This window comes from Nocardia sp. NPDC055002, assembly GCF_053608825.1.
Genome location: NZ_JBSGWE010000001.1, coordinates 325,961 through 352,563, shown reverse-complemented (window position 1 = coordinate 352,563; position 26,603 = coordinate 325,961). Strand labels below are relative to the sequence as shown.

The following is a 26,603-nucleotide window of genomic DNA, read 5'->3' as shown; positions in this document are numbered from 1 at the left end:
CCGACCATGTACGCCCTCCTGTTACGCCTGATGTTCCTGATCCCGCCGGAGCGGGTGCATCACCTGGTGTTCGCCGCGCTGCGTTTCGCCACCTGGTTCCCGCCGACGCGCTGGCTGGCCCGCAAGCTCACCGTGGTGCAGGATCCGATCCTGGCCACCACCGCGTTCGGTGTCGACTTCCCCGCGCCGCTGGGTCTGGCCGCCGGTTTCGACAAGAACGCCGACGGCGCGAATGCCTGGGGCACACTGGGTTTCGGTTTCGCCGAGATCGGCACGGTCACCGCGCACGCCCAGCCCGGCAACCCCGCGCCGCGACTGTTCCGGCTACCGGCCGACCACGCCCTGATCAACCGGATGGGTTTCAACAACCACGGTGCCGCCGCCGCGGCCGCTCGCCTGCACGGCGCCCGCCCCACTGTCCCGATCGGCGCGAACATCGGCAAGACCAAGGTCACCGAACCCGATGCCGCGGCCGGCGATTACGCGACCAGTGCCCGATTACTCGGTCCGCTCGCGGACTTCGTCGTGGTCAACGTGTCCTCCCCCAACACCCCCGGCCTGCGTGACCTGCAGGCCGTGGAGTCGCTGCGCCCGATCCTGCAGGCCGTGCTCGACAGTGTGTCGGTGCCGGTCCTGGTGAAGATCGCCCCCGACCTGTCCGACGACGACATCGACGCCGTCGCCGACCTCGCGGTCGAGCTGGGTCTGGCGGGCATCGTCGCCACCAACACCACCATCCGACGCGACGGCCTGGCCACCCCGACAGCCGAGGTCGAAGCCATGGGCGCGGGCGGGCTGTCGGGCGCCCCCGTGGCCGAACGCGCCCTGGAGGTCCTGCGCCGCCTCTACGCCCGCGTCGGCGATCGGGTGGTCCTGATCTCGGTGGGTGGCATCGAAACCCCCGAGCAGGCCTGGGCCCGCATCCTGGCCGGGGCCACCCTGCTGCAGGGCTACACCGGGTTCATCTACGGTGGCCCCTTCTGGACCACGCGTATCCACCGCGGCATCGCCGCCAACCTGCGCGCGGGTGGTTACGCCCGCCTGTCCGACGCTGTCGGCGCCGAGCACCGCGCCCACTCGGCCTGAGTTCTCAGCCGTAGTTAGCCTGGGGCGCCCGGTCGTCGTGCATCGGTCGCGCCGGGCGTAGCCGGGACAGTTGCGCCGGTGGATCGTGCAACGACTCCCCCGCTGCCGCGTTGTCGCCGTCCCGGCGAGCATCGATGCGCTTGGCGAGCTTGATCAGAGCCTGCTGCCAGATGATGCCGAGCAGGTCGGCGCGGGCACTGATCTCGGCGTGCGCGAGCCGGTCGTGCACGGCGGCGAGATCGCTGACGAGTTCGTCGAGCTCCATGCCCGCCCAGGCCTGCTCACGGGTCAGGGTGTACTCGGGCAACCAGCTCAATCGCCAACCGCCGGTGTCGGTTCGCTGGGCGAATTCCGGCGTGCGGTCGCTGCGTAACGTGTCGTCGGTGCCTTGAATAACCATCGCGGACCTGCCTTCCCCGGCGGGGCGCTGCGCCCTCCCCGAGCGTCTGGCGGGGCATCCACTCCCCGTAATCCAGTGTGGCATTTGCCAATTGTCTTGGTCAATTGCCATTGTTAGGAGGTAATTGCCGGATTTCGGGCGTGGCAAACCCGGCATTGTGGCGATCGCAGTGCGGCGTCCGCCCCGATCGGGTGCGCGCCGGCCTCGACAAGTGGACGGGAGGCAGCATGCCGATGGTTCCCCAGGACGCCCGTGTCGCCGCGATCCGCAGCATCCTGGCCAGGCTGGGCAAGTACGCGGGCTTGAACGCAGAACGCCTGCGCCACACCGAGATCGACGCTGCGCCGCTGCTAGAGCTGCTGTCGGTGCGCCGGCACGCCCGGCGTACCGGGGCCAGTGTCGAGGCCTCGATCCTGCCCGTGGTGCGCGAGGTCACGCAGTGGCTGGCGCCGACGGACCGGCTGATCGTGGACGCGGCACTCTCGCTCGGGCTGTTCCGCGACCGCTCCGGCGTGGGTGTCGATGTCGAACGCCTGTATGCAGACAACCTCGGGGAACGTCGAGAGGCCTTGACCGAGCAGTGGATCGCGCTGCACACCCTGCTCGACGTCGACCCCGTACCCGAGGCACCCACCGTCAAACGGTTGCGTACGGTCTCCGAACACAACGCCTTCACCGCGCTCGCCGGGCTGCTCGCCACCGATTCCGGCTATCCCATGGCCGGACCCTCCGTCACCCAACCCACCGCCGTGCCCGCGCAACGCGGTGTCGTCACGGTCTTCGGTGACGCCGTCATCGATCACCTCTACCGGGTCGACTCCTTCCCCGCCGCCGACAACGCGGCCAGCGGCAGCTTTACCGGCCACCCCGGCGGCAAAGGGCTGAACCGGGCGGTCGCGGCAGCCCGTCTCGGCATCGGCGTGCATCTGGTCTGTGCTGTCGGCGGCGACGAATACGGCCGTCGCATCCTCGAATTCATCGAATCCGAACGCGTCCACCTCGACCTGGTCAAGGTCGTCCCGTTCGCGACGTCGCTGGTCACCGCCGTGGTGATCACCCCCAACGGGGAGAGCCGCATCATCGGCTGCCGTGACAATCGCGTCCAGCTCCAGGACGAAGACCTCCACCGTCCCGAACTCCGCGCCGCCCTGAAAGCCTCGGATGCGGTGATCCTGAGTTTCGAACCGCCACCTTCGGTGATCGAGCAGGTGCTGTCGATGGTGTCGCAGATGCGACCCAAACCACCTGTTATCGTGTGCCCGACACCGGCCATGCCGGTGCCGCAGAGCCTGTATCGACATCTGGGCGCGGTCGACTATCTCGTCGGCGCCGCCGCGGATCTCGACGCGCTGCTGCCCGATGTATCTGCCGAGTCCGCCGCCGATATCGCCCGGCTCTTGCGTGGCCTCGGAGTCGGTACCGTGTGCACGGTCGAGAACTTCCGGTGTGTGGTCGCCTCCGACACGATCGAGACAGTCATCGACCATTTCCCGCAGGTACTCAAAGCCTCGGTCGGCGCCGCCGCCGCCTTCACCGGTGCGCTGGCCTATCGTCTCGTCAATTCCGGAACTCCGCTCACCGCAGCTGATTTCGTGTGGGCGACCGCGGCGATGATTCCGACCCAGAATCTGGGCGCGGTGGCGGTGTCGATGCCGAGTGCCGAGGAGATCGACCGCATCGTGCGCCTGTACGCGCCCCCGGCCTGATCCGGGGGTAAGGTCGCGACATTCAGCTCACGCCTGTCCGGCATCGGCGCCTTGTCGCCCTGTCCACGCACGGAGGATCGTTGACCATTCTGTCGTTCGGCGGTGCCAGAACCGGGGAACCCGGTGCCGATACCGCACACCGACTGGGTCGCCAGGGCAAGCAGCTACCGATTCGGGTGATCGAGATCCCGGGCCGCGACGACGGCGGTCACCTTTTCCTCTTCGGCGAGCCCCGCGACGGCTGCCTCGTGCGGGTGCACTCGCGCTGCCTCTACGGCGAGGGCCTCGGCTCCGACGACTGCGACTGCGGTGGGGAGCTCACCGAGTCGATGGACCGCATCCAGGCCGAGGGCGCCGGTGTGCTCGTCTACCTCGAACAGGAAGGTCGCGGTGCTGGCCTGATCTGGAAGGCCCGCGGCTATCGGGAGAGCGAACAGTCCGGTACCGACACCTTCGACAGCTATCGGCGCCTCGGCCTCGACGCCGACACCCGCCGCTACGACGCCGCCGCGCACGCTCTGCGCGACCTCGAACTCACCCGGGTCCGGCTGCTCACCAACAACCCCGACAAGTGCCGGGCGTTGACCGAGGCCGGGATCGCCGTCGAGCCCATCGCCCTCACCATCGCCCTGCACTCCCCGCGTGGCAGGCAGTACCTGCAGGCCAAACGACGCCACCGTCAGCACACCATCCCCGCCGATCCACTCGCCGACGAGCAGCGATCGGAGCGGGCGCGGTCGTGGTGGCGACCACGAGGTCGCCGGTAACCCCCCTCGCAATCCCGTATGTCCGGTTACGATAAGTGAGCCACGCCACTGTTGCCGCCCCTGTCTCGAGACAACGAGGCAGTTTCGCTCGCATTGGCTCGGCGTCCAGCTCGGCCTATGGGAACAGGGATATGACAGACATCGGTTTCGCGCACGCATCCGGGGTCACGGTGCACACCGTGCCCGCCGCCTTCCAGCAGACCGCCGCGTTGCGGCCCGACCAGATCGCCTTGCGCACGGTCGGTGGCACCCAGGAGATCACCTGGGCCGAATATGCGACGAGGGTGCGCGCACTGGCCGCCGGGTTGGCGAAACTCGGTGTGCGTCACGGTGACGCGGTCGGCATCATGCTCACCAACCGGCCCGAGTTCAACCTGATCGACACTGCCGCCCTGCACCTGGGCGCCATCCCGTTCTCGGTGTACAACACCAGCTCCACCGAACAGATCGCGCACGTGTTCGCCAACGCGGGCAACAAGGTCGTCATCACCGAGCAGGCGTTCCTCGACACCATCCGCGCCTCGGGCGCCGAGATCGAGCACACCGTCATCGTCGACGGCACCGCCGAGGGCACCGTCACGTTGGCCGAGCTCGAATCCGATCCCGCACCGGACTTCGATTTCGACGCGGCCTGGCAAGCGGTCCAGCCCGGCGACCTGGCCACCCTGATCTACACCTCCGGCACCACCGGCCCGTCCAAGGGCGTCGAGCTCACCCAGAGCAATGTGATCGCCCAGGTCGTCGGCCTGGTCTCGGGACCGCTGCCGGTCGGTTTCGACGACCGCGCGGTGTCGTATCTGCCCGCCGCGCACGTCGCCGACCGCATCTCCGCGCATGCGATGAGCCTGCTCACCGGCATCCAGATCACCACCGTCACCGATCCGCGCGAGATCGCCGCCGCCCTGCCCGATGCCCGCCCCACGGTGTTCTTCGGTGTGCCCCGGGTGTGGCAGAAGATCAAGGCCGGCATCGAGAACAAACTCGCGGTCGAGCCGAGCCCGGTCAAGAAGGCACTGGCCAACTGGGCGATCGGTGTCGGCGTCGCACAGGCCAGGGCGAAACTGGCCGGTGAGAACTCGCTGGTGCTGGGCGTGCAGCACAAGATCGCCGACACCCTCGTGCTGTCGAAGCTGCGCGAAGCGCTCGGATTCGCCGAGCTGAAGGTCGCCGCGTCCGGTGCCGCGCCGGTGCCGCCGGAGACCCTCGAATACTTCCTCGGCCTGGGCTTCGCGGTCAGCGAAGTGTGGGGGATGTCGGAAACCGCGGGCGTGGGCACCTACACCGAGATCGACAAGCCGCGCCCCGGCTCGGTCGGACGCGTCATGGACGGTGTGGAGCTGCGCCTCGACGCCGACGGTGAGGTCCTCATCCGTGGCCCGATCATCACCCCCGGCTACCGCAACATGCCCGACAAAACCGCCGAGGCGATCGACGACGCGGGCTGGCTGCACACCGGCGACATCGGCACCCTCGACGCCGACGGCTACCTGCGCATCGTGGATCGCAAGAAGGAACTGATCATCAGCGAAGCGGGCAAGAACATCGCCCCCTCCAATATCGAGAACGCGATGAAGGCGGCCTCGTCGATGATCGGCCAGGCCGTCGCGATCGGCGAGGCCCGCGCCTACATCACCGCCCTGATCATGCTCGACCCCGACGTCGCGGCGTTGCGCGCCAAGGACTTCGGCGCCACCGACGCCACCCACGCGGAACTGGCCCGGCGCAAGGAGATCGTCGACGAGGTCAGGGAAGCGGTACTCGCGGGCAACCGCAAGCTCTCGCGGGTGGAGCAGATCAAGCGTTTCGTGATCGTCGAGAACCTGTGGGAGCCCGGTGGTGACGAGCTGACCCCGAAGATGTCGCTCAAGCGGACCCCGATCTCGAACAAGTACGCCGAGACCATCGCCGAGCTCTACGCCGCGACCCCGCCCGAGTATGTCGTCAACGTGAAGTAGTTGCGAAAACGGCGGTGGCCCTGGAAGTCTCAGGGCCACCGCCGTTGTACGTTCTCAGTTCTGTTCGTAGGTCCCGATCAGGGTTGCCCTGGCCAGGGTGTGGAAGAACAGGTTGAACCCCAGGTAGGCGGGCGTGGCGTCGGGCCCGACCTCGAGTTCGGGCACGTCGACGGCATGCACGACCACGAAATACCGGTGTGGACCATGGCCTTTCGGCGGTCCCGCACCGACGAAGCCGGGAAAACCACCGTCGTTGCGCAAGCTCACCGCACCGGCGGGCAGGCTCCCGCCTTCGCTGCCCGCACCGGCATCGAGGGTGGTGACCGATGCCGGAATGTTGGCCACGGCCCAGTGCCAGAACCCCGACGCGGTCGGTGCGTCGGGGTCGTACACCGTCACCGCGAAACTCTGCGTGCCCTCGGGGAATCCGGACCAGCTCAGCTGCGGCGAGATGTCCTTGCCGCCGGCACCGAACACTCCCGACACCTGATCGTTGGCCAAGGGCTGACCATCGGTGATGTCGGCGGAGGTAACGGTGAACGAGGGCACCTGCGGCAACGCGTCATACGGGTTGTAAGTCATCGAGGACCTTTCGGGTCGAGGTCAGCTGTGCAGAAGGAAGTGTTCCAGCACCCGGGTGCCGAATTCCAGTGATGCCACCGGTACCCGCTCGTCCACCCCGTGGAACAGGGCGGTGAAGTCCAGCTCGGGAGGCAGCTGCAACGGGGCGAAACCGAAGCAGCGAATCCCCAAGCGGGCGAACGCTTTCGCGTCGGTGCCGCCCGAGAGCATGTAGGGCACGGTGCGGCCCTGGGCGTCGTGGGCCAGGACCGCGTCGTTCATGGCGTCGACGAGGTGGCCGTCGAAGGTGGTCTCGTAGGAGTCGAGTTTGGTGATCCATTCCCGCTCCACGTCGGGTCCGATCAGCTCGTCGACCTCGCGTTCGAACGCCGCCTGCCGTCCCGGCACCACCCGGCAGTCGACCACGGCCTCCGCGGTCTGGGGGATGACGTTGGCTTTGTACCCGGCCTGCAGCATTGTCGGATTCGCGGTATCGCGCAGGGTGGCGCCGATGATGCGCGAGATGGTGCCCAGCTTGGCCAGCTGACCTTCGATATCGGGCCCGTGCGGGTCGAAGGCCAGCCCGCTCTCCTCGCTGACCGCGGCGAGGAACTCGGCCACCGAGTCCGACAGCACCACCGGGAAGGTATGGCGGCCCAGGCGCGCGACGGCTTCGGCGAGGATGGTGACGGCGTTGTCCTCGTGCAGGAACGAGCCGTGCCCGGCGCGGGCCTTGGCACGCAACCGCATCCAGCCCAGGCCCTTCTCCGCGGTCTCCACCAGGTAGAGCCTGCGTTCGGTGCCGTCGGGGCGGGGCACGGTCAGCGAGAACCCGCCGACCTCACCGACGGCCTCGGTGACACCGTCGAACAGGTCGGGCCGGTGCTCCACCAGCCACTGCGAGCCCCATTTGCCGCCGTTCTCCTCGTCGGCCAGGAACGCGAACACCAGATCGCGCGGCGGTACCGTGCCCTCGGCTTTGAACTGGCGGGCCAGCGCCAGCGTCATCCCGACCATGTCCTTCATGTCGATCGCGCCGCGCCCCCACACGTAGCCGTCGCGCACCGCGCCCGAGAACGGGTGCACGCTCCAGTCGGCGGCCTCGGCGGGCACCACGTCGAGGTGCCCGTGGATCATCAGCGCCCCGCGGCTGGAATCGGCGCCCTTCAACCGCGCGAACACGTTCCCGCGCCCGGGCGCACCGGATTCGACGTATTCGGTCTCGTAGCCGACCTCGTGCAACTGCGTTGCCACCCACTCGGCGCATTGCCGCTCGCCCTTGGTGGTGGACAGCTCGCCGGTATTGGAGGTGTCGAACTGGATCAGCTTGCTGACCAGCTCCACCACCTCGTCTTCCGCGCGGGACCGCTTGTTCGAACCAGAATTCTCGCCAGATGCCGACACGTCCCCTTTCCTACCACCATTCGCGCACCCGTCGCGCCATCTGCCGCCCTCAGCACCGTTGCGCCGCTGCTCGCGCCCCGGACTCGGCGTGAGCAGAACTACGAATTCGCCTGTGTCCCGGTGGCATGCTTGGCTGATGTGATGAGAGCGCAGGTTGTCCGAGTCGGTGTCCGCGTGCTGGCCGGTGCCGCGACGACGATCGGCGCCGCCGGGGTCGCCTTGCATTTCACCCGCTGGCCGCTGGAGCCGCTCGTGCTCGCGGCTTCGGGGGCGCCCTATCTGATGGCCGGTGCGGTGCTCGGCGTCGCCGGTTTCGCGGCGACCAGGCAGTGGATCGCGACCGGTGTGGCGGTGGTGGTGGCGGGTGCGGGGATCGCGACCCAGGCGCCGCTGTATGTCGCGCACAACGGTGGTCCAGGGCAGCCGATCGTGGCGATGCAGGCCAATCTGCTCTTCGACGGTGCCGATCCGCGGGCACTCGTCGACCAGGTGCGTGCGCACGACATCGCCGTTCTGACCGTCAACGAACTCACCCGCGCGGCCGTGGCCAGCTTGTCGCAGGCCGGCCTCGACGAGCTGCTGCCCCACCGTTACCTCGCACCGGGCCAGACTGCCAGCGGTACCGGTATCTGGAGCCGGTTCCCGTTGTCGGACACTGTCGAATACGACGGCTACGTCCTCAATCAGATCTCGGCCACCGCAGCGGTCCCCGACCTCGGCCCGGTCGCGATCTATGCCTTCCACCCCGTCCCGCCCGTTTACGACACCGGTGTCTGGGCCGACGAGCTCGCCCGCTTGCACGAGATCCTGCGCCGATCCCCCACCGATCGGCCTGTGATCGCCGGCGGCGATTTCAACGCCACCTACGACCATGCCCGCTTCCGCGCCCTGGCGTCGGGGCGTTTCGCCGACGCGGCGGTTCAAGCCGGCGCGGGTCACCTGGTCACCTACCCGACCGACAAGGCCGTCCCGCCGCTGGTGGGCATCGACCATTTCCTGCTCGCGAACGCCCGCGCAACCAGCGTCGAAACCGTCGCCGTTCCCGGCGCCGATCACCGCGCGCTGGTGGCGCGGATAGTCCTCACAGCCCAGGGTTAGACCCCGGTATTCGGCTGTTGCAGAACGTATTTCGGCGAACCGGAGATGACCCGGCGGCCGGCAGGCGATGCACGGGGTCGCGCGATCGCTACTCGCGTTCGGCGCTGCGTTCGGCCAGGCGCACTCGCCACTGCTCCATGGCCTGGCGCAGTGCCGCGCCGACGATGGCGACGAACTCGGCGGATTGTTCGAAGCGGGCGCCGGCCGGGGTGTCGGGGCCGAGGATCTCGACGCCACGCCGGGTCATGGCCGACAACGAGTTCTGCATCTGCACCGAGGCGACGAGGTTACGCAGCCAGATGTCGTCGTCGACGAAGTAGCGTTCGCGCCGTTCGCCGGGGACCAGTTCTCGGCGCAGCATGCCCTGCTGTTCGAGGAAAGCGACCGCGTTGGAGATCGAGGCCGGGCTCACGCGCAGGCGCGCGACCAGCTCGGCGGCGGTGAGCGCCCCGGAGTCGGTGATCTGCAGGCAGGCAAGCACTCTGGCTTCCATCCGGGGCAGACCCTGTTCGATGAGCAGAGCGGTGAACGATTCGGTGAAGTCGGCGACCGCGCGAGGATCGCGCCCGTAGCCACCGTCGGGAATCGGTGGCGGGGCGGGGTCGGCCTGCTTGTGACGGCGCGCGCGCTGCTGGGTGGCGGCCTGCGCGCGTTCGGCCCGGTAGTCGTCGGGGCCGCCGTTGCGGGTGACTTCGCGCATGATCGTCGAGGCGGGCCGTCCGAGCGTGCGCCCGATCTCGGCGTAGCCGAGTCCGTCCGCGAGCCCCGCGGCGATGTGCTGACGGTCCGTGTCGGTGAGTCTGCCTCCGGGCATCGCTGCTGGTCACCTCTCTGTCGACCGGTACGAAGCGGGTGGCCCGCACCACGCCCAGTATGCATTCACCTTCATTCCATTGCAAAGCGCAACGCAAGAACCCATTGCATTCACGCTCATTGTCATTGCACTATCGACGACTAATCGTTATCTACCACGCATTTTCACCACAATTGACCGTTGACAGATGAGTGAACGCAATCTATCTTTTAGTAATCAGTAAATATCGAACGCAGCAACGCAAGGATATGACAATGACTTCCTCGAACCCCACCAGCGTCGTCACCCCCTGGACCGGCATGGTGAGCATCGACGACACCGAACTGGCCGTCACCGACACCGGCGGCACCGGAACCCCGGTGGTCTACCTCAACGGCCAGTTCGCCACCCAGGGCTACTGGCGCCGGGTCATCGCCGACCTCGGCCCCGGCTACCGCCACATCACCTTCGACGAGCGGGCCCGCGGCAAGTCGAAGAAGTCGGCCGACTACTCCTTCGACACCTGCGTGCGCGACATCGACGCGATCCTCGCGGCCAGGGGTGTCACCGACAAGCCGATCCTGGTCGGCTGGTCCTACGGGGCCTACCTCGGGGCGCACTGGACCAGCCGCAACCCGGCCGGTGCGCTCGGCGCGGTCCTCGTCGACGGCGCGTTCCCCTACGACTGGCTCGACGAGGCGATGGAGCTGCGCATCCGCACGCTGTTCAAGCGTTTGAGCTGGGTGCTGCCGCTGGCTCGCCCGACCGGGCTCGCGCCCCGCTTGACCGCACAGCAGCAGGCCGACAGCAATATCGAGATCGGCAAACTCTCCAGCGTCAACGCGCTGGGCCCGGTGCTCGATGCCATCACCGACCCGGTGCGGTACGTGGTCGCTTCGGGAACCTCGTTCGGCAGCCGTGGCGACGAGCAGGAGAAGATCCGCGCCGGCCTCGACGCGGCGCTCGATCGCAACCCCAACATCCGCATCAGCGCCAAGGTCGCCAGCAACCACGGTGCGATCCTGCGCAAGGACTTCCGCGCCATCGCCGACGCCGTCCGCGAGGTCGAGACGATCTCCTCGGCCGCCCGCTGACTCAGCACCGATCCCCTTCCCCCACCAAAGAACCCCAGGAGATGACCACCATGTCTGTCACCCTCACCACCCAGGAAAAGGCCACTGTGCGGACCGCCGCGTACGGGGCGGTCTCCCTGCTCGCCGCCGCGGGCGGGGCTACCGGCAAGCCGCACAAGATCGCCACCACCGGCACCATCGCGCTGTCGTCGGCGACCGGTGTGGTCGGGCACGTCCTGGCCGAGAAGTCCGGCCGCATCGCCCTGAGCGGCTCCTCGGTCGCCGAACTCGCCGATCAGGTATTGCCCGCCCTCACCGCGGCGATGAGCCTGCTCGGCCGGCACGACCCGGTGGAGGCCGAGAACTTCCGCAACACCATCGCCGTCGCCCTCGACACCGCCCAGCTCTACCAGACCCGGCCCAACCCGACGATGGTCGACATGACCCACAAGATCACCGGAGCACTCGACGCCGCGTGATGAGATACCCACTCGCGCAACCACAGCCGTGTCACAGGGCCCGTGACACGGTTACGTGGTCTGGCGGGTGATCACCGATCGACGACAGCGATCTCGCACGCGGCGAGCACCATATCCACCCGTGCCGCCATCGCCCGACCGGCCGCACGCAACGGTTCGGCCGAACGGAGTGTGCGGCCCAGAATGAATGCCCCTTCCAGTGCGGACAGCATCGCCAGGATCAGCTCGCGTGCCGCGCCTTCCCTGACGCCGCGTTCGACGAAATACCGTGTGCCCTGCTCGATCCAGTCCAGCACGACCTCTGCGGCCACCTCCCGCAAGACCGGTTCGCTGTCGGCGATCTCGCCCGCGACGGTGCCGACGGGACACATGTTCATCCACCCCGAATCCTCGAGTGTGCGCGCGGCGTCGTCGAACGCGGCGGGCACGGCCACCCGCAGATCCTCGTGCGGGTCCATCAGCAGCGGTAGCAGCTGGATATAGGCCGCGCCGGTGCTGCGCAACGCCTCGGCCGCGATCTGCACTTTGCCCTGCGGAAAGTGGTGGTAGAGCGACCCCATCGGCGCCTCGGCGGCGGCGGTGATCTGTTTGACGGTGATCGCGCTGTACCCGTGGACACGCATCAGTTCCGCGACCGCGCTCACCAGTCGCTCGCGGGTACTCGTTGACATCTGCTCGCTCACTCCACCAGACTAGAGCAAACACGCTAGAGCGAACGCTCTAGCGTGGAGCGCAAGGGAGGATGTCATGGCGACCGTCGAACTCGATGCGGGCCGGATCCACTACCGCGAACGCGGCGAAGGACCCCCGGTGGTCCTGCTACACGGGCTGTTGATGAACCACACGGTCTGGGACTCGGTCCTCGACCACCTGCCCACCGGCTTCCGCTACGTCCTGCCCGACCTACCGCTGGGCGCCCACCCCGAGCCCCTGCGCCCGGGCACCGACCTGAGCTTGCGCGGCCTCAACCAGCTCGTCGCCGACTTCCTCGCCGCACTGGACCTGCACGATGTCACCCTCGTGCACTCCGACTGGGGCGGGGCCCTGTTCCTCACCGCCTACGGCCTCGACGAACGGGTCGGGCGCTTGATCATCTTCCCCAGCGAAGCCTTCGACAACTTCCCACCCGGCCTCCCGGGCAAAACCGCCACGCTCGCCTCAGCCCTGCCCGGCGGCATCAGCCTGGCCCTGCGTCAGATGCGCATCGGCTGGCTGCGCCGCAGCCCCGTGATGTTCGGCTGGATGGCGAAAACTCCCCTCCCCGACGCCCTGGTCCACGCCTGGACCGAACCGGGCCTGCGCGACCCCCGTATCCGCGCCGACCTGCTCGCCTACACCCGCTCCGGTTTCGACAAACGCGAACTCGTCACCAACACCGAAGCCCTGCAATACTTCCCCGGCGAAACCCTCGTCCTGTGGTCGTCCGCGGGCAAAGTCATGCCCCGCTCCCACGGCCCCCGCCTGGCCGCCCTGATCCCGCGGTCGCGCCTGGTCGAAATCGACGATGCCTATGTCTTGTCGATGCTCGACCAACCCACTGCCGTCGCCACCGCGATCACCGAATTCCTCGCGACCTCACGTGCCACCCGCGCGTGACCCACATCACTGATCGATCCTGTCAGGATTTCGTCGGCTGTCTCGTTCAGATGGCACGCGAACCAGACAGGAGCCAATCATGAAGCACCGCATCGTCGTCCTCGGGGCCGGATACGCCGGGGCCTTCTCCGCCGGGGTACTGGCCCGCCGACTCCATTCCGACGACTTCGAGATCACCGTCGTCAACGCTGAACCCGATTTCACCGAGCGGCTGCGCAATCATCAACTCGCCGCCGGGCAGAATCTGCGCCACCTGCCGCTGGCGGAGATGTTCGCGGGCACCGGCATCCGGCTTCGGGTAGCGCGGGTGCGCGGCGTCGATGTCGACCACCGGACGGTCACGATTGCCGACGGCGACGACATCGACAGGCTCGAATACGACACCCTGCTCTACTCGCTCGGCAGTACCGCCGACATCCACGGCGTCGCCGGGGCCGCCGAGCACGCCTTCCACGTGGCGTCTCGCCCGGCCGCGCTGCGCCTGCGCGCCCGCCTGACCGAGCTGGGCGCGGACGGAAAGGTCCTGGTGGTCGGCGGCAACCTGACCGCGATCGAGGCCGCCACCGAGATCGCCGAATCCCATCCAGGGCTTCAGGTCGGCCTGGCCACCCGCGGCGAACTCGGCGGGTGGCTGGGCAGCAAAGCCCGCCGCCACCTGTTCGACGCCTTCGACCGGCTCGGGATCACCGTCCACGAGAACACCACCATCACCCGTGTCGACGCGGCGGGCGCGGTGGCCGCCGACGGCGCCGCTTTCCCCGCGCAGGCGACGGTGTGGGCAGCCGGGTTCGCCGTGCCTGCGATCGCCGCGACCAGCGGTCTCGCGGTGCAACCCAACGGCCAGATCACCGTCGACCGGCAGATGCGGTCGGTCTCGCACCCGGATGTCTACGTCGCCGGTGACAGCGCCTTCGTCATCGGCGACAACGGTTTACCGTTGCCGATGTCGTGCGCGTCCGCGGGATTCACCAGCATGCAGGCCACGGCCACGATCGTCGGGGACCGGACCGGGCGCAAGATCTCGACGACCTCACTGTCGTATGTGGGCAACCACATCAGCCTCGGCCGCAAGGACGGGATCTTCCAGGTGGTCGACGGTGACGCGCGATCGAAGTCGTGGGCCCTGCGCGGGCGAGCGGCCGCCCGCGTCAAAGCGGTGATCCTCGGGGTCAACCCGTGGAGTCTGAGCCATCCCACCTTCGGTATGCCCAGCCGCCGCTACCGCGCGGTCACCGATCGACCCCACGCCGTGGTCGCGACCTAGAGTCGTGCTCATGGACACTGCCACCGTGGCGCGTTTCGAGGCCAGCCGCAACCGGCTGGCCTCGATCGCCTACCGTCTGCTCGGTTCGGCCGCCGACGCCGAGGACACGGTCCAGGACGCGTTCCTGCGGTGGCAGGCCGCCGACCGCGACTACGTCGAGGTGCCGGAGGCGTGGCTGACCAAGATCGTCACCAATCTGGCGCTGGACCGGCTCCGCTCGGCCAAGGCGCGCCACGAGCGTGCGGTCGGCGCCTGGATGCCCGAACCGCTGCTCGACGGCGACCCGATGCTCGGGCCCGCCGACACCGTCGAGCAGCGTGAATCGGTGACTCTGGCGGTACTGACGCTCATGGAACGGTTGTCGCCGACCGAACGTGCCGTATACGTGCTGCACGAGGCCTTCTCATACCGCCATGCCGAGATCGCCGGCATCCTCGACATCACCGTGTCGGCGAGTCAGCAACACCTCCACCGTGCGCGTGGGCGGATCACCGTCGCGCGCACCACCATCGACATCGATCACGGCGCCGCCCGCCGGGTCGTCCAGGCCTTCATCGAGGCCGCCACCTCGGGTCGCACCGATCGGCTGGTCGCGCTGCTGACCGATGACGCGACCGGCATCTCCGACGGCGTCGGCGGCCTGGCCGCGAAGCTGATCCGCTACGCGAGCCCGCAACGCCTGGCCACCGCGGTGCGGGCCGGTTTCACACCGAGTCCGGCCAAGCGACGCCTCGCCGGTGGCTCACCATCGATCTACGCCGTCGTGGCCAACGGCTGCCCGGCCGTGCTCGTCACGCTCGGCGATCGAGTCCTCGGCGTCGCGATCCTGGAGATGCGCGCGGACAAGATCGCCGGCATGCGCAGCATCGCCGCACCGCACCGGCTGGGACGTCTCGCCGCCGAATGGCAGCGGCGCGAGCATGACGCCCCGCTGGTCCGATCGTGGTGATCGGCCGTTTCAGGAAGAACGCGCGACGCCGAGGGACAACGCAGCCCATGCTTTCGGCGCACCCGGCTGGTAGAACCGGTCGAGTTCGGTGATCTCGAAACCCGCTTGGGTGATCAGTCCCGCGATGTCGCGCGAGAGGTGACAGCCGCCGGCGATCTTCTGCTGGATCGGGTCGAGGCGATGCTGCCAGGTCTGCACCGATTCCTCCGGTGCGAGTCCGTGTTCGACGAAGTGCAAGGTGCCACCGGGCCGCAGGACCCGGCCGATCTCGGCGAGTGCCGCCGCGATGTCGGGGATGGTGCACAGGGTGAAGGTGGACAGGGCGGTGTCGAAGGTGGCGTCCGGAAACGGCAGCGACTGGCCGTCCAGGCCCGCGCGTTCGATCGGGGTCGAGCTGCCCGCGACACGTTTCGCGGCGATCTTCCACGCGGTGTCGGCGGGCTCGATCCCGCTGACCCGCTCGACCGCGGCCGGATAGAACCCGATGTTGTTGCCCGACCCGAATCCGACTTCGAGCACCGCGCCGTGTAGCCCGGCGCAGGTTCGCTCGCGCAGCGGCCCGTTCTGGGCGACGCCGCAGACTTTGTCGGTGATGTGCGGGAGGATCCGGTCGGTGTAGAAGCCCATCCACCGATCATCCTCCCGCCACCGCGCTTTCTACACCGGTGGCGCTCAGCCGAGTCGTCGGTCGAAGACCTCGGTGCTCGCGCCCGAGGCCGGATCGACAGTGAGCACTGTGAGGTTCGCCGAGTCCGCGGTGAGGTCCAAGACCATGAAACCCAGTTCGTGCTGGGTTTCGTACAGCGCGCTGTGCGCACCGTTCGTCAGCCGCGGCTGACCGCCCGCGGTCTTGCCCGCGGCGCCCGACACGATCTGGCGGGTGCCCTTGGTCGCCGGGGTGGGTTCGAGCACCTGCAGGGTGTGGTCGTGGCCCGACAGCAGAAACGACACCTTGCCCAGCACGTGGTCTTCGAAGAAGCGCTTGGCGTGCACGCCGTTGATCGGTTCGACCGGCAGGCCCTCGTAGTTGCCCGCGTCGCCGTGCGGGCCGTTGCTGATGTAGGCCTGATGGGTGCAGGCGATCTTCCACGGCGCGGTGGACTCGGCGAGTGCGGTGTCGAGCCAGGCGCGCTGTTCGTTCATGTACGGCCCGTCGACGGCCCAATACGGGTCGAGGAACGGCGGGATGTAGGCCGCGAGGGGGTTGATGTCGAGCACGAAGAACTCCACGACCGGGTTCTGTTCGGGCACGCGCACCGAGTAGTAGCGGCTCGGCATCCACCAGCGCTGTGACTTCGCGTGGTAGGCCACCTCGAAGTTGCCGCGTGCCAGCCAGCCGCCGTCACCGGGGAACACCGAGCTGGTGTCGTGGTTGCCGAGCACCATGGCCCACGGAATGTCCAGTCCCGCATTGGGATTCTCGAATTTGGTGGCGAACTGTTCGTCGTCGGGCCCGTTGGGTCCGGTGTCGTAGATGTTGTCGCCCAGACCCACCGCGAGTGAGAACGGCCGGCGTGCGTGGAATTCGCGTGCCGCGTCGGCGACCGCCCACTGGGTGCGGGTTCCGGTGCCCGCGTCACCGGTGACCAGCACCCGCACGTTACGCCCGGCCTGCGGGGTGAACTTGGGCACTTCGGCAGGCACCGCCGCGGCGGGGGTGAGCCCCACCAGCGACAGGCCCGCGACGACGCCGGCGGCGCCTGCCAGAACTTCACGACGGCCGATTCCGGACGAGAACTGATCGTGCATGGTCACCTTCTGGGTAATGGCTTCTGTTGGACAACTGACCTGATCGAAGCACACTGACATGATCGCGACGCCGCCGCAGCCTAACGGGCGCGGCCGCGGATCGTTCGTCAGCCGCGCGCATGTCGGCGAAGCGAAGCCCCGACTACACCGCGCACATCGATTGGATGACACCGCGCACGATCGGCGCGCCGTAGTCGGTCGGTGCGAACACCAGTTTCTGCACGATCGACAGCGGCGTGGTGACCGTCTCGGTGATGCCGGCGAACCCGGCGATGGTGGTGCCCGCCGAGAACAGCAAGCTGGTGATGTCGAGGGTCAGCGTCGCGAGATCGAAGGCATTCTCGACCTGGACCTGCGCCAACGGCACCGTGTCGAGGGCCTTGCCTTCGGTCAGGTCAGCGCCGAAGTTGGCCAGGAAGGTCAGCGGGCCCAGGTCGAGGGCCTCGACCAGCGGGCCGAGGTCGTCGGCGCGACGCATCAGCATCACCTTGGCGACCCGGTTGCTCGCCAGGAATTCCTGGAGGGCGTCGGCGGCCTGGTGCATCGCGACCCGGTCCACCGCCACGGCGCCACTGTCGAGGAAGGCGCGTGCGCGCTCCACGACGGTGGCCAGGGTCAGTTCCGCGACGGGCGTGCAGGTGCCGTCGGCATTCATGACCAGTGCGGCCAGATCCTCGATGGGCTGGGGAACCTGCACGGGTTCGATGACGGCGTCGCCGAGTTCGAGCGGCGGGTACACGTTCGGCGCCACGCAGCCGGCGTCGATCGAGTCCTGCACCGCGCGGGCCAGCGCCTTGGTTCCGGTGAACATCGCGCCCACCACCGGCTCGAGGAACATGCCGACGGTGGGCACCATGCCCGCGACGAGCTTGGCCGGGATCTTGACGATGCCGGTCGCCAGGATGAACACCTCGATGGCGTCGTTGACGGTCAGCTGCGAGACCGACATCGTCTCGTCGATGCGCCCGGTGCGCACCGCGTCCAGACCGTTGACCAGGTAGGTGACGATCGGATCGTCGAGTTCGGCGGGCCGTACGCCAACCTGTTCCGGGCGCAGCGGCAACCCGTCGCGGTGCACCCGCAGTGCGGCGATCCCGGCCCGGAAATCGGCGACCTGCTGGTCGTAGGCGAGCACCTGCGCGGGCCCGACGGTGCCGCGCAACACCGAGGCGGCGGCGGTCACCACGTCGTCGAAAGTCGGTGCGCCGCTGGCGCACACGGCGGTGGCATCGCTGATCGGCGTCGTGGCCAGGGTCGGGGAAACCTCGGCCGCTGCGGTGCCGGGCGCGAGCATCATGCCCGCGACAAGGGTCAAGGCGGTGAGGGAGCCGACGCAGGGCGCGGCACGGCGAGGCAAGGGCATTCGCATGCGCGGTGATCTCCGACCAGGGGGGGTGACAAGGTGAATCGTTCGATCCGAACCTATTGCCGCCTGGTTTCCGAAACAGTCCCGTTCACATGAACACTTGCCCAATTTGGACGCTCGTTCAGTTTAAGTCGAGTAACTCAGATCTCCTCCGCCGCGGCAGACCTGCGCCGACCCCTGTGGTCTTCGAGCAGATCCGCCAGGTCGCTGACAACGACGTCGGCACCGGCGGCTACCAACGCCGAGGCGCCGGTCCCCCGGTCGACCCCGATCACCCGGAATCCGCCCCGGTGCCCCGCTTCGACCCCCGACACCGCGTCCTCGATCACCACCGTGCGTACCGGATCCACGCCCAAACCCCGTGCGGCCGTGAGGAACATGTCGGGCGCCGGTTTGCTCGCGAGGCGCTCGTCGTGGGCGACCACACCGTCGATCACCACCGTGAACCTGCCCAGCAGCCCGGCGGTGTCGAGCACGAGCACCGCATTACGTGAGCTCGACACCACCGCCATCGGGACACCCGCGGCCGCGAGCGCCTCGACCAGGCGCAACGACCCGTCGAACACCTCGACACCGTCACCACGGATGATCTCGGTGAAACCGACGTTCTTGCGGTTTCCCAACCCGTGCACCGTCCGCGCGTCGGGTGGATCATCGAGCTCACCGTCGGGCACGCTCACGCCCCGCGACGCGAGCACCGACCGCACGCCCGCCGCGCGCGCTTTGCCGTCCACCAGCGCGAAGTAGTCGGCATCGGTGTAAGGGACGGCCTCCGGCGCGATGGCGGGCAGGAACTCGGTGAACAGCGCCGACCACGCCCGCCGATGCACCGCCGCGGTGTCGGTGAGGACGCCGTCGAGATCGAACAGCACTGCCTGCGCATCGAAGACGCCCGTCATGGCGCCCCGACCTCGGCCACGACACCGGGTTCGAGTGTCACCGGCCGACCCCACACGGTGATCTCCACCGATGGCCCCGCACCGACCAGCTCGAAGCGCGCGTCCCGGTGCCCCAGATCGGCTCGCACCGACCGGCCCCGCCAGTGCACCGCGAACCGTAACCGCTGCCAGGACGACGGAAGCGCGGGTGCGAAGCGCAATCCGCCGGCGTCGGCGCGCAACCCGCCGAAGCCGTGCGTCGCGACCTGCCAGGTGCCCGCCGCCGACGCGATGTGGATTCCCTCTTCGGTATTGCCCTGGTTGTCGTCGAGATCGACGAACGCCGACCGCTCGAAATACCTTTCCGCCGTGCGGCAATCGCCCACCTGCAACCCCACGATCGCATGGATCGACGGGCTGAGCGAGGACTTGTGCATCGTGCGCTGCTCATAGAACTCGTAGTTCAGCCGCCGGGTGGCCGGCGAGTATTCGTCGGGCAGCATGTGCAGCAGCATCACCACATCGGGCTGTTTGAGCAGCGAGGTGGTCTCGCAGTCGAAAGGGCTGTAGCCGACCGGAAGTCGCGGCATCCCGTTGTCGTCCCAGTCGACGATGGGCACCACCGTGCGATCGAAATAGCCGTCGAATTGTTCGATGACACCGCAGTCGGGATCGATCGGCGCCCGCAGCCGGTCCGCGGTGGCGAGCCACTGGGCCGGCTCACCCGCGTCCAGCCCGATCGAGGCCATGAGCTCGTGGACACGCTCGGGCCGTTCCCGCGACATCCGTTCGTACACCGCCGCCGCCTGCTGAAGATGCCAGTGCACCAGCCTGTTCGTGTACGCGTTGTTGTCGACGTGGGAGTGGAACTCGTCCGGTCCCATCACCGTCCGGAGGGCGAGCCGATCGCCGTCCTCGACGCACCGCTGCACCCAGAATCGGGCGGTCTCGAACAGGATCTCGGCGCCTTCCCCGAACAGGTAGTCGTCATCGCCGGTGACGGCGGCGTAGCGCATGATCGCGTAGGCGATATCGGCCGTGATGTGCAGTTCTTCTTCGCGCGTGTAGAAACGGTCTTTCCCGTCCGGGGTGTATCGCGGACATTCCTCGCGGCCGGTATCGGCCGATTCCCACGGATAGCGCGCACCGCCGGTTCCGTTGTCGGCGGCGACTTCCCGTGCCCCGGGCAGGGTGTGGTGCCGGTAGCCCAGCAGCGCGCGGGCAGCGCGGGGCTGGGTGAACAGGAAGAACGGCAGCAGCATCACCTCCGTATCCCAGAAGACGTGCCCGCGATAGCCTTCGCCGGACAGCGCTTTCGCGCCGATGCTCACAGTCGGATCGTGGGGGTTCGCGGCGATGAGCAGGTGATAGATCGCGAACCGCAGCGCCTGGGTCACCCGATCGTCGCCGACCACTTCGCAATCGGCGCCGGCCCACAGCTCACCCCACGCTGCCCGGTTGGCCGCTGCGGCGGTATCGAACGAGTCTGCGCGCGCGACGGTGTCGAGTGCGCGCGCCCGAGGTGGGTACACCGCTCGGTAGTCGCGGCTGGTGGCGATACCGACGAGCTTGTCGACCCGCACGGTTTCGTCTGCGCCCACGTCGCAATGCCACTGCACCTCGATGCCGTCGTGGCGGACCCGCTGGTGACGCTGCCCGCTGTCGGCGGAGCAGGTGAAGGCGTAGGCCAGGTCGATCCCGCTGTCGATGGTGCGGCTTTCGATGACACCGACCTCACCGTCGAATCCCGCACCGACCGACACCAGGTGCGTGGACTTGGCCCACTTGTCCCACTTGCGTTCGTAGCCGAATGCCGTCTGTTCGTGGTAGTTCGCAACCGTTCGAGGTTGCGCCGGTTCGCGTCGATACCGGTTCGCACCGTGACCGCCCCCGCGTGGTCCAGGCACGTCACTTCGATCCGCAGACAGCACAGATTCCGGTCGGCGGTGCTTGCGAACCGCTCGGTCCGCAGCCTGACCCGCGCGCCGCCGGTCAGCCGGAACACGGTGTCGCGGTGCAGGACTCCGCTGCGCAGATCCAGTGCACGACGGTGCTCGATCACCTGCGCGGATTCGGTGTCCAGGCGCAGACCGTCGACGAAGACCTCGCTGTCGAGCCAGTCCGGTGCGTTCACCAGATCGATGACCGGGGAGTCGTAGGCGTCGTAGACACCGGCGATGAACGTGCCCGGCAAAGCCCCTGTGTGCCGTTCCTCGAGCGATCCACGGGTTCCGAGGCGCCCGTTGCCGATGGTGAACATCGTCTCGAAGTAGTTGGCGCGCTGCGGGTTCCAAGCATCCTCGACCACCGTCCACGAGGTGGTCTCGCTCGTGTGGGTCCGGGCGTTGACAGTCTCACCGCCGCGGACCGCGCGCGATGCCTGGTTCGTCTGCGCCGGGTAGCCGTAGGCCGAATGCATCACACAGCCTTCCTCGTCGAAGGGTGATCGATGACCGCATTGCGATGGTGACGACGTGGTCGAGCCGGTGGAAACTCGGGCAGGGTCAGGCGCTGGCGATGGGCCGTTCGTAGCCGGCGGCCTCGTCCATGTCCTCGAGCGACATCCCCTTGGTCTCGGGCACGAACTTGGCGACGAAGCCCAGCGACAGCAGCGCGAACACCGCGTACATCCCGTAGGCGAAGCCGAGCGAGAAGGTTTTCAGGCTGGGGAAGGAGACGGTGATCGCCCAGTTCGCCGCCCACTGGCCTGCCGCCGCGAGCGACAGCGCGGCGCCACGGATCCGGTTGGGGAACATCTCCCCGAGCAGCACCCACACCACCGGGCCCCAGCTCATGCCGAAGAAGACGACGAACAGGTTGGCCGCGACCAGCGCGATCGGGCCGAGCGCACCGGTCAGGTGTGGCTCCATGACGCCTTCGGCGTCGGGCACCTGGTCGGCGCCGCCGAAGCAGATCGCCATCGTGGCCAGCGTGACGGTCATGCCGATCGAGCCGGTCAGCAGCAACGGTTTGCGGCCCACCTTGTCGATGAGCATGATCGCGACGATCGTGGTGGCGATATTGACCACCGAGGTGAACACGCTGATCTGGAACGACTGGGATTCTTCGAAGCCGACGGCCTCCCACAGCACATTCGAGTAGTAGAAGATCACGTTGATGCCCACCGCCTGCTGGAACACCGACAGCATCAGCCCCACCCACACGACGGGATAGAGCCCGCCCGCCGGTCGGCGCAGGTCCTTCCAGGACGGCTTGGTATCGCTGCGCAGGCTCTCCTCGATCCGGCCGATGGTGAGCTCGAGGTTCTTCTCACCGAACAGCATCGACAGCACGCGCCGCGCCTCGGGGATCTTGTGCGTGGCGACCAGGTAGCGCGGCGACTCCGGGATCGTGGAGGCCAATACGCCGTATACCACCGCGGGCACCACCATGGACAAGAACATCCAGCGCCAGGCTTCGAGCCCGAACCACAGGATCTCGCTCGCGCCACCCGCGAGGTGGGCGAGCACGTAGTCCACCAGCAGTGCCAGGAAGATGCCGAGCACGATCGCCAGCTGTTGCAGCGATCCGAGCCTGCCGCGGATCCGCGCGGGCGAGGTCTCGGCGATGTAGGCGGGGGCGATGACCGAAGCCACACCGACACCGAGACCACCGATCACCCGGCCCACGACCAGGATCCACACATCGGGCGCGAAAGCAGTGACCACCGCGCTGATGAAGAACAGGACCGCGGCGATCCTCATCACCTTGAGCCTGCCGATACGGTCGGCGATCCGGCCCGCGGTCATGGCGCCCGCGGCGGCGCCGAGCAGCGCCGAGGCCACAGCGAAGCCGAGAACGGCATCGGCGACATCGAATTCGGATTGGATCGCCGAGACAGCCCCGTTGATCACAGCACTGTCGAAACCGAACAACAATCCACCCAGCGCCGCGACGGACGCGATCCGGATCACGCGGCTGCCCGAGGCCGGCTCGCCATCGGGAAGAGCGGACCGGTCGGTGAAGGAGCCTCCATCATGCATCGGCGTCGTCCTCTCCACGGCGGGCAGCAGTGCCTCGCGAGTAGCGGCGTGAGACCACAGTCTGCCCCGAACAAGGTGCCATCTGCAGGAATTGACGATAGCGAGCCCACATCGCCGTGTTGTCGTCGAGAAAATGAACACGCGCGCCGTGCCCGTTCGCAGTGCGGCGGGATCGGCGTGGCTTCGCTGCGCTGGGCACCGCACGTTCATCTTCGCGACACGCACACCATTTAGCGTCACGGGGATGACCGATGTCGAGATTCGTCCGATCCCCCGTGATGTCAGCGAGATCGCCGATCTCGCGACCGTCGTGAACCTGGCCGACACCACCGGATTCACCGTCGACGACAGCGACGACGACGATCCGATCCTGCTCACCGAACCCGGCGGCCTGGTCGTCGACACCTGGCGAGAGGGCTACCCCTACGACGAGCGCCTCTCGCGCCTGCAATACGACCTCGACAAGCGGTTACTGCAGATCGAACTGCTGAAACTGCAGAACTGGGTCAAAGCGACCGGCCGCCGCGTCGTCATCGTGTTCGAAGGTCGCGACGCCGCGGGCAAGGGCGGCACCATCAAACGCTTCATGGAGCACCTGAATCCGCGCGGGGCCCGGGTCGTGGCACTGGAAAAGCCCTCCGCGCGCGAATCCACCCAGTGGTATTTCCAGCGCTACGTCGAGCACCTGCCCGCCGCGGGCGAGATCGTGCTGTTCGACCGCTCCTGGTACAACCGCGCCGGTGTCGAACGGGTGATGGGTTTCTGCACGCCCGAACAGCATCGACGGTTCCTGTCGCAGGTGCCGCTGTTCGAACGGATGCTCGTCGACGACGGTATCGACCTGGTCAAGTTCTGGTTCTCGGTCTCGCCGCTCGAGCAGCGCACCCGCTTCGCCATCCGCCAGGTCGACCCGGTGCGGCACTGGAAGCTCTCGCCGATGGACCTGGCCTCGCTCGACAAATGGGACGACTACACCGCGGCCAAGGAAGAGAACTTCGAGCACACCGACACCGATCACGCACCGTGGATCGTGGTCAAGAGCAACGACAAGAAGCGTGCCAGGCTCAACGCGATGCGGCACGTGTTGAGCGGGTTCGATTACGGCAACAAGGATGTCGAGATCGTCGGCACCGCCGACCCACTGATCGTGGGCCGCGGGCGCGACGTCATCGGTTCCTGAACGTTCTAGCGAGTCAAGGCGACTCGGTGCGCGTCGAGCATCAGCGTGGCGAGCTCGTCGCGCTCGGCGTCGTCGAGGACGTCGAAGCAGGGTGCGATCAGTTCGTCGGTCAGCTTCTCCGCCGCGTCCCAGCGCACCCGCACATCGTCGGTGACCGTCTCGAACGGTTCGGTCCAGCCGAGGAATTTCGCGTGGCCGGGTCCGTCGAGGATCGGGGAGCCCGCGACCAGGATCGCCTGCAGTGGGGTGAGGCCGTTGGCCATCACCGCGACCAGGTGCAGTCCGCCGCGAAGCTCGCGCAGCACATGGGTCAGTTGCAGCACCGCGGCCCGCCCGTCCTCGGGCACCGGCATCGCCCGCCAGCCGGCGAACAGGGGCAATCCGGTCGAGGGCGCGGCATCGACCACGCGGCCCAGCAGGTACGCGAGACGGTCGGCCTGCTCGAACGCGGCCAGTCTGCGTTGCCCGAAATCGCGACACGCGAGCATGTATTCCGCCGCGGCGTCGGCGGCGGGCATCGGCACCGATTCCCAGGCGGCACGCACGCATCCGGGTTCGAAGAAGCCGAAGGCGGCGGTCACCACGTCGGCGTCGACGTCACCGAGCACCCCGCCACGGCCTCGCGTGTAGGCGCCGTGAAACCCGGCCACACCGGTCGTCTCCCCGAACGCCCTGGCCTCGCGCGAGATCATGAACGCCCCACCGAGTTCGAGTACCTGCCGTTTGACCGTTGCCGACGTCATTCGTCTGCCACCTTCCACTGTTGTCCACTCCTGGCAGACTTTAGCGTTCCATAGCCAGATGGGGTAGCCCTTCGCGAGGACAACGACCGAAATCCCGTCGACCGCACCGCTCGACCGGCCCTAGTCTGGATCCCATGACCAACCAGCTCGTGGCGATTCTGTCCGGCGCCGGTGTCTCCACCGACAGCGGAATCCCGGACTACCGTGGCCCGGCGGGCCTGTGGCAGCGCGACCCCGACGCCCAGAAACTGGTCACCTACGACTACTACATGGCCGATCCCGACATCCGCCGCCGATCCTGGCTCATGCGCGGCGAACACCCCGCCTGGCGCGCTCAGCCCAACCCCGCCCACCAGGCCGTCACCGCGCTCGCCGCCACCGGGACGGCGGTGCGCGTGATCACCCAGAACGTCGACGGGCTGCACCAGCTCGCCGGCCTGCCCGACCGCAAAGTCCTCGAACTGCACGGCAACGCCCGCACGGTGCTGTGCACGTCCTGCGACGACCGCACCACCACCGAGCAAGCTCTCGACCGCGTCAACGCGGGCGAACCCGACCCCGCCTGCCTGCGCTGCGGCGGCATCCTCAAAACCGCGACGGTCATGTTCGGCCAAGCACTCGACCCCGAAGTGCTCGCGCACGCCATGGCGATCGCCCAGGCCTGCACCGTGTTCATCGCCGTCGGCACCAGCCTGCAGGTCCAGCCGGCCGCGTCGCTGGCCGGTGTCGCCGCCGATCACGGCGCCCGCCTGATCATCGTCAACGCCGAACCCACCCCCTATGACGAACTCGCCGACGAGGTCATCCGCGAACCCATCGGCACCGCCCTGCCCGCTCTGCTGGCAACATTGGCCGCGACGAAGGCCGAGCACAGCGGCTAATCTCGGCAGATGACCGTCGACACCGGCCGGAATGCCTGGCTCACAGTCGAATTCGTCGCCCTCTTCTTCGGCCTGACCGGCTCGGTCGCGGTATTGCTGCGCGGTGTGAGCCCGCTGCCGTTCCTTGCGGTGATCACCGTCGTCATTGTGATCTATCTGCGCCGCACCGGTTTCGACCGCCGCAACTTCTGGCGAGCCGACGCACTGCGCCCCGCCCTGCCCGGCATCCTCGCACTCTGGGCGATCTCGGCCCTCGCCCTCACCGCCGCGGTAGCGCTGTCGCGGCCCGGCTCGCTGTTCGATCTACCGCGCGAACGTCCCCTGATCTGGGTGCTGGTCCTGGTGTTCTATCCGCTGGTCAGCGTCTATCCGCAGGAACTGCTCTTCCGCGCGTTCCTGTTCCACCGCTACGCCCCGATCTTCGGCGACGGTCCGCGCATGATCGCCGCCAGCGCCCTCGCGTTCGGTTTCGCCCACTTCATCGTCGGCAACTGGATCTCGGTGCTGCTGAGCACGGCGGCCGGGGCTCTCTTCGCAGCCCGCTATCGGCGCACCCGCTCGCTGCTCACCACCTCGGTGGAGCACGCTCTCTACGGCATCCTCGTCTTCACCGTCGGCCTCGGCGACTTGTTCTATCACGGTGCCGCGGCCGCGTAACACTGCCTCGATGCGGGGAGAGGCGAGGTGAACTA

At 67.9% G+C, this 26,603-nt stretch carries 25 protein-coding genes and 1 pseudogene; 13 read left to right on the top strand and 13 right to left on the bottom strand.

The window, feature by feature from the left end; genetic code table 11:
* Window positions 1–6 precede the first annotated feature (6 nt).
* On the top strand, window positions 7–1,086 hold the full coding sequence (locus tag ACWF99_RS01695; RefSeq protein WP_378652769.1) for a quinone-dependent dihydroorotate dehydrogenase: 1,080 nt from the start codon (window positions 7–9) through the stop codon (window positions 1,084–1,086).
* A 4-nt stretch (window positions 1,087–1,090) separates the two neighbouring features.
* On the opposite strand, the gene ACWF99_RS01690 is transcribed toward ACWF99_RS01695, so the two are convergent.
* A complete protein-coding gene (locus ACWF99_RS01690) occupies window positions 1,091–1,486 on the bottom strand; it encodes a hypothetical protein (protein WP_452534012.1) in 396 nt (131 codons plus the stop codon).
* Between the two features lie 227 nt (window positions 1,487–1,713).
* On the opposite strand from ACWF99_RS01690, the gene ACWF99_RS01685 reads away from it, so the two are divergent.
* The 3 genes from ACWF99_RS01685 (at window position 1,714) to ACWF99_RS01675 (ending at window position 5,914) form a co-directional block, all read left to right on the top strand.
* Window positions 1,714–3,192: a PfkB family carbohydrate kinase gene (locus ACWF99_RS01685; protein WP_452534011.1), complete on the top strand. Its 1,479-nt coding sequence runs from the start codon at window positions 1,714–1,716 to the stop codon at window positions 3,190–3,192.
* An 80-nt stretch (window positions 3,193–3,272) separates the two neighbouring features.
* A complete protein-coding gene (gene ribA, locus ACWF99_RS01680; protein ID WP_452534009.1) occupies window positions 3,273–3,959 on the top strand; it encodes a GTP cyclohydrolase II RibA in 687 nt (228 codons plus the stop codon).
* Window positions 3,960–4,090: 131 nt separating this feature from the next.
* Entirely contained in the window at window positions 4,091–5,914 is a 1,824-nt protein-coding gene (locus ACWF99_RS01675) for an AMP-dependent synthetase/ligase (RefSeq protein ID WP_378652778.1), read from the top strand.
* Between the two features lie 54 nt (window positions 5,915–5,968).
* Here the strand turns inward: ACWF99_RS01675 and ACWF99_RS01670 are convergent, their stop codons facing one another.
* Together ACWF99_RS01670 and ACWF99_RS01665 are read right to left on the bottom strand one after the other, a co-directional pair.
* Window positions 5,969–6,496: a YbhB/YbcL family Raf kinase inhibitor-like protein gene (locus ACWF99_RS01670; RefSeq protein ID WP_378629035.1), complete on the bottom strand. Its 528-nt coding sequence runs from the start codon at window positions 6,494–6,496 to the stop codon at window positions 5,969–5,971.
* Window positions 6,497–6,517: 21 nt separating this feature from the next.
* Window positions 6,518–7,879, bottom strand: a complete 1,362-nt coding sequence (locus ACWF99_RS01665; protein ID WP_378629033.1) for a M20/M25/M40 family metallo-hydrolase — start codon at window positions 7,877–7,879, stop codon at window positions 6,518–6,520.
* Window positions 7,880–8,020: 141 nt separating this feature from the next.
* Here ACWF99_RS01665 and ACWF99_RS01660 point away from each other — a divergent pair, with 141 nt between their 5' ends.
* Window positions 8,021–8,977 carry an endonuclease/exonuclease/phosphatase family protein gene (locus ACWF99_RS01660; protein ID WP_378629030.1) on the top strand — a complete coding sequence of 319 codons (957 nt, stop codon included), beginning with the start codon at window positions 8,021–8,023 and terminating at the stop codon, window positions 8,975–8,977.
* Window positions 8,978–9,065: 88 nt separating this feature from the next.
* On the opposite strand, the gene ACWF99_RS01655 is transcribed toward ACWF99_RS01660, so the two are convergent.
* Window positions 9,066–9,791, bottom strand: coding sequence for a GbsR/MarR family transcriptional regulator (locus tag ACWF99_RS01655; protein ID WP_378629027.1), 726 nt, complete (start codon window positions 9,789–9,791; stop codon window positions 9,066–9,068).
* Between the two features lie 254 nt (window positions 9,792–10,045).
* Between ACWF99_RS01655 and ACWF99_RS01650 the strand changes: the two genes are divergently transcribed.
* Both ACWF99_RS01650 and ACWF99_RS01645 read left to right on the top strand, forming a co-directional pair.
* Window positions 10,046–10,864 (top strand): alpha/beta fold hydrolase, encoded by an 819-nt coding sequence (locus ACWF99_RS01650; RefSeq protein WP_452534007.1) that lies wholly within the window; start codon window positions 10,046–10,048, stop codon window positions 10,862–10,864.
* Window positions 10,865–10,905: 41 nt separating this feature from the next.
* Window positions 10,906–11,322: a hypothetical protein gene (locus ACWF99_RS01645; RefSeq protein WP_452534005.1), complete on the top strand. Its 417-nt coding sequence runs from the start codon at window positions 10,906–10,908 to the stop codon at window positions 11,320–11,322.
* A 71-nt stretch (window positions 11,323–11,393) separates the two neighbouring features.
* Here the strand turns inward: ACWF99_RS01645 and ACWF99_RS01640 are convergent, their stop codons facing one another.
* Window positions 11,394–12,005: a TetR/AcrR family transcriptional regulator gene (locus ACWF99_RS01640; protein ID WP_452534004.1), complete on the bottom strand. Its 612-nt coding sequence runs from the start codon at window positions 12,003–12,005 to the stop codon at window positions 11,394–11,396.
* Between the two features lie 64 nt (window positions 12,006–12,069).
* Between ACWF99_RS01640 and ACWF99_RS01635 the strand changes: the two genes are divergently transcribed.
* The 3 genes from ACWF99_RS01635 (at window position 12,070) to ACWF99_RS01625 (ending at window position 15,131) form a co-directional block, all read left to right on the top strand.
* A complete protein-coding gene (locus ACWF99_RS01635; RefSeq protein WP_452534002.1) occupies window positions 12,070–12,918 on the top strand; it encodes an alpha/beta fold hydrolase in 849 nt (282 codons plus the stop codon).
* Window positions 12,919–12,997: 79 nt separating this feature from the next.
* Entirely contained in the window at window positions 12,998–14,182 is a 1,185-nt protein-coding gene (locus tag ACWF99_RS01630) for an NAD(P)/FAD-dependent oxidoreductase (protein ID WP_378629016.1), read from the top strand.
* Between the two features lie 10 nt (window positions 14,183–14,192).
* The gene (locus ACWF99_RS01625) at window positions 14,193–15,131 is read left to right on the top strand and encodes a sigma-70 family RNA polymerase sigma factor (RefSeq protein WP_452534000.1); all 939 of its coding nucleotides are present in this window, start codon (window positions 14,193–14,195) and stop codon (window positions 15,129–15,131) included.
* A gap of 9 nt (window positions 15,132–15,140) precedes the next feature.
* Here the strand turns inward: ACWF99_RS01625 and ACWF99_RS01620 are convergent, their stop codons facing one another.
* From ACWF99_RS01620 to ACWF99_RS01590, 7 genes and pseudogenes are all read right to left on the bottom strand, one after another.
* The gene (locus tag ACWF99_RS01620) at window positions 15,141–15,758 is read right to left on the bottom strand and encodes a class I SAM-dependent methyltransferase (protein WP_452533998.1); all 618 of its coding nucleotides are present in this window, start codon (window positions 15,756–15,758) and stop codon (window positions 15,141–15,143) included.
* A gap of 45 nt (window positions 15,759–15,803) precedes the next feature.
* Entirely contained in the window at window positions 15,804–16,880 is a 1,077-nt protein-coding gene (locus tag ACWF99_RS01615) for a metallophosphoesterase (protein WP_452533996.1), read from the bottom strand.
* 142 nt (window positions 16,881–17,022) lie between these two features.
* Window positions 17,023–18,249: a hypothetical protein gene (locus tag ACWF99_RS01610; protein ID WP_452533995.1), complete on the bottom strand. Its 1,227-nt coding sequence runs from the start codon at window positions 18,247–18,249 to the stop codon at window positions 17,023–17,025.
* Window positions 18,250–18,386: 137 nt separating this feature from the next.
* A complete protein-coding gene (locus ACWF99_RS01605; protein ID WP_452533994.1) occupies window positions 18,387–19,145 on the bottom strand; it encodes an HAD family hydrolase in 759 nt (252 codons plus the stop codon).
* Window positions 19,142–21,031, bottom strand: a complete 1,890-nt coding sequence (locus tag ACWF99_RS01600) for a glycoside hydrolase family 65 protein (RefSeq protein WP_452533993.1) — start codon at window positions 21,029–21,031, stop codon at window positions 19,142–19,144. Before ACWF99_RS01600 ends, ACWF99_RS01605 begins: the two co-directional genes overlap by 4 nt.
* Window positions 21,032–21,066: 35 nt before the next feature.
* A pseudogene (locus tag ACWF99_RS01595) lies at window positions 21,067–21,384 on the bottom strand (glycoside hydrolase family 65 protein); the annotation flags it as partial.
* 244 nt (window positions 21,385–21,628) lie between these two features.
* Window positions 21,629–23,107 carry a sugar porter family MFS transporter gene (locus ACWF99_RS01590; protein ID WP_378629005.1) on the bottom strand — a complete coding sequence of 493 codons (1,479 nt, stop codon included), beginning with the start codon at window positions 23,105–23,107 and terminating at the stop codon, window positions 21,629–21,631.
* A gap of 244 nt (window positions 23,108–23,351) precedes the next feature.
* Between ACWF99_RS01590 and ppk2 the strand changes: the two genes are divergently transcribed.
* A complete protein-coding gene (ppk2, locus tag ACWF99_RS01585; RefSeq protein WP_378629995.1) occupies window positions 23,352–24,287 on the top strand; it encodes a polyphosphate kinase 2 in 936 nt (311 codons plus the stop codon).
* Between the two features lie 5 nt (window positions 24,288–24,292).
* Here ppk2 and ACWF99_RS01580 read toward each other — a convergent pair whose 3' ends face one another.
* Window positions 24,293–25,030 (bottom strand): SCO6745 family protein, encoded by a 738-nt coding sequence (locus ACWF99_RS01580; RefSeq protein ID WP_452533991.1) that lies wholly within the window; start codon window positions 25,028–25,030, stop codon window positions 24,293–24,295.
* 134 nt (window positions 25,031–25,164) lie between these two features.
* On the opposite strand from ACWF99_RS01580, the gene ACWF99_RS01575 reads away from it, so the two are divergent.
* Both ACWF99_RS01575 and ACWF99_RS01570 read left to right on the top strand, forming a co-directional pair.
* Window positions 25,165–25,911 carry an SIR2 family NAD-dependent protein deacylase gene (locus ACWF99_RS01575; RefSeq protein WP_452533990.1) on the top strand — a complete coding sequence of 249 codons (747 nt, stop codon included), beginning with the start codon at window positions 25,165–25,167 and terminating at the stop codon, window positions 25,909–25,911.
* A 9-nt stretch (window positions 25,912–25,920) separates the two neighbouring features.
* The gene (locus ACWF99_RS01570; RefSeq protein ID WP_378629001.1) at window positions 25,921–26,568 is read left to right on the top strand and encodes a CPBP family intramembrane glutamic endopeptidase; all 648 of its coding nucleotides are present in this window, start codon (window positions 25,921–25,923) and stop codon (window positions 26,566–26,568) included.
* Window positions 26,569–26,603: the final 35 nt, after the last annotated feature.

What these genes read in the sequence shown, in the direction of transcription:
- ACWF99_RS01695 (WP_378652769.1), top strand. Translation starts at nt 7, where the DNA reads ATGTACGCCCTCCTGTTACGCCTGATGTTCCTGATCCCGCCGGAGCGG.
- ACWF99_RS01690 (WP_452534012.1), bottom strand. Translation starts at nt 1,486, where the DNA reads ATGGTTATTCAAGGCACCGACGACACGTTACGCAGCGACCGCACGCCG.
- ACWF99_RS01685 (WP_452534011.1), top strand. Translation starts at nt 1,714, where the DNA reads ATGCCGATGGTTCCCCAGGACGCCCGTGTCGCCGCGATCCGCAGCATC.
- ACWF99_RS01675 (WP_378652778.1), top strand. Translation starts at nt 4,091, where the DNA reads ATGACAGACATCGGTTTCGCGCACGCATCCGGGGTCACGGTGCACACC.
- ACWF99_RS01670 (WP_378629035.1), bottom strand. Translation starts at nt 6,496, where the DNA reads ATGACTTACAACCCGTATGACGCGTTGCCGCAGGTGCCCTCGTTCACC.
- ACWF99_RS01660 (WP_378629030.1), top strand. Translation starts at nt 8,021, where the DNA reads ATGAGAGCGCAGGTTGTCCGAGTCGGTGTCCGCGTGCTGGCCGGTGCC.
- ACWF99_RS01655 (WP_378629027.1), bottom strand. Translation starts at nt 9,791, where the DNA reads ATGCCCGGAGGCAGACTCACCGACACGGACCGTCAGCACATCGCCGCG.
- ACWF99_RS01650 (WP_452534007.1), top strand. Translation starts at nt 10,046, where the DNA reads ATGACTTCCTCGAACCCCACCAGCGTCGTCACCCCCTGGACCGGCATG.
- ACWF99_RS01645 (WP_452534005.1), top strand. Translation starts at nt 10,906, where the DNA reads ATGACCACCATGTCTGTCACCCTCACCACCCAGGAAAAGGCCACTGTG.
- ACWF99_RS01635 (WP_452534002.1), top strand. Translation starts at nt 12,070, where the DNA reads ATGGCGACCGTCGAACTCGATGCGGGCCGGATCCACTACCGCGAACGC.
- ACWF99_RS01630 (WP_378629016.1), top strand. Translation starts at nt 12,998, where the DNA reads ATGAAGCACCGCATCGTCGTCCTCGGGGCCGGATACGCCGGGGCCTTC.
- ACWF99_RS01625 (WP_452534000.1), top strand. Translation starts at nt 14,193, where the DNA reads ATGGACACTGCCACCGTGGCGCGTTTCGAGGCCAGCCGCAACCGGCTG.
- ACWF99_RS01620 (WP_452533998.1), bottom strand. Translation starts at nt 15,758, where the DNA reads ATGGGCTTCTACACCGACCGGATCCTCCCGCACATCACCGACAAAGTC.
- ACWF99_RS01615 (WP_452533996.1), bottom strand. Translation starts at nt 16,880, where the DNA reads ATGCACGATCAGTTCTCGTCCGGAATCGGCCGTCGTGAAGTTCTGGCA.
- ACWF99_RS01610 (WP_452533995.1), bottom strand. Translation starts at nt 18,249, where the DNA reads ATGCGAATGCCCTTGCCTCGCCGTGCCGCGCCCTGCGTCGGCTCCCTC.
- ACWF99_RS01605 (WP_452533994.1), bottom strand. Translation starts at nt 19,145, where the DNA reads ATGACGGGCGTCTTCGATGCGCAGGCAGTGCTGTTCGATCTCGACGGC.
- ACWF99_RS01590 (WP_378629005.1), bottom strand. Translation starts at nt 23,107, where the DNA reads ATGCATGATGGAGGCTCCTTCACCGACCGGTCCGCTCTTCCCGATGGC.
- ppk2 (WP_378629995.1), top strand. Translation starts at nt 23,352, where the DNA reads ATGACCGATGTCGAGATTCGTCCGATCCCCCGTGATGTCAGCGAGATC.
- ACWF99_RS01580 (WP_452533991.1), bottom strand. Translation starts at nt 25,030, where the DNA reads ATGACGTCGGCAACGGTCAAACGGCAGGTACTCGAACTCGGTGGGGCG.
- ACWF99_RS01575 (WP_452533990.1), top strand. Translation starts at nt 25,165, where the DNA reads ATGACCAACCAGCTCGTGGCGATTCTGTCCGGCGCCGGTGTCTCCACC.
- ACWF99_RS01570 (WP_378629001.1), top strand. Translation starts at nt 25,921, where the DNA reads ATGACCGTCGACACCGGCCGGAATGCCTGGCTCACAGTCGAATTCGTC.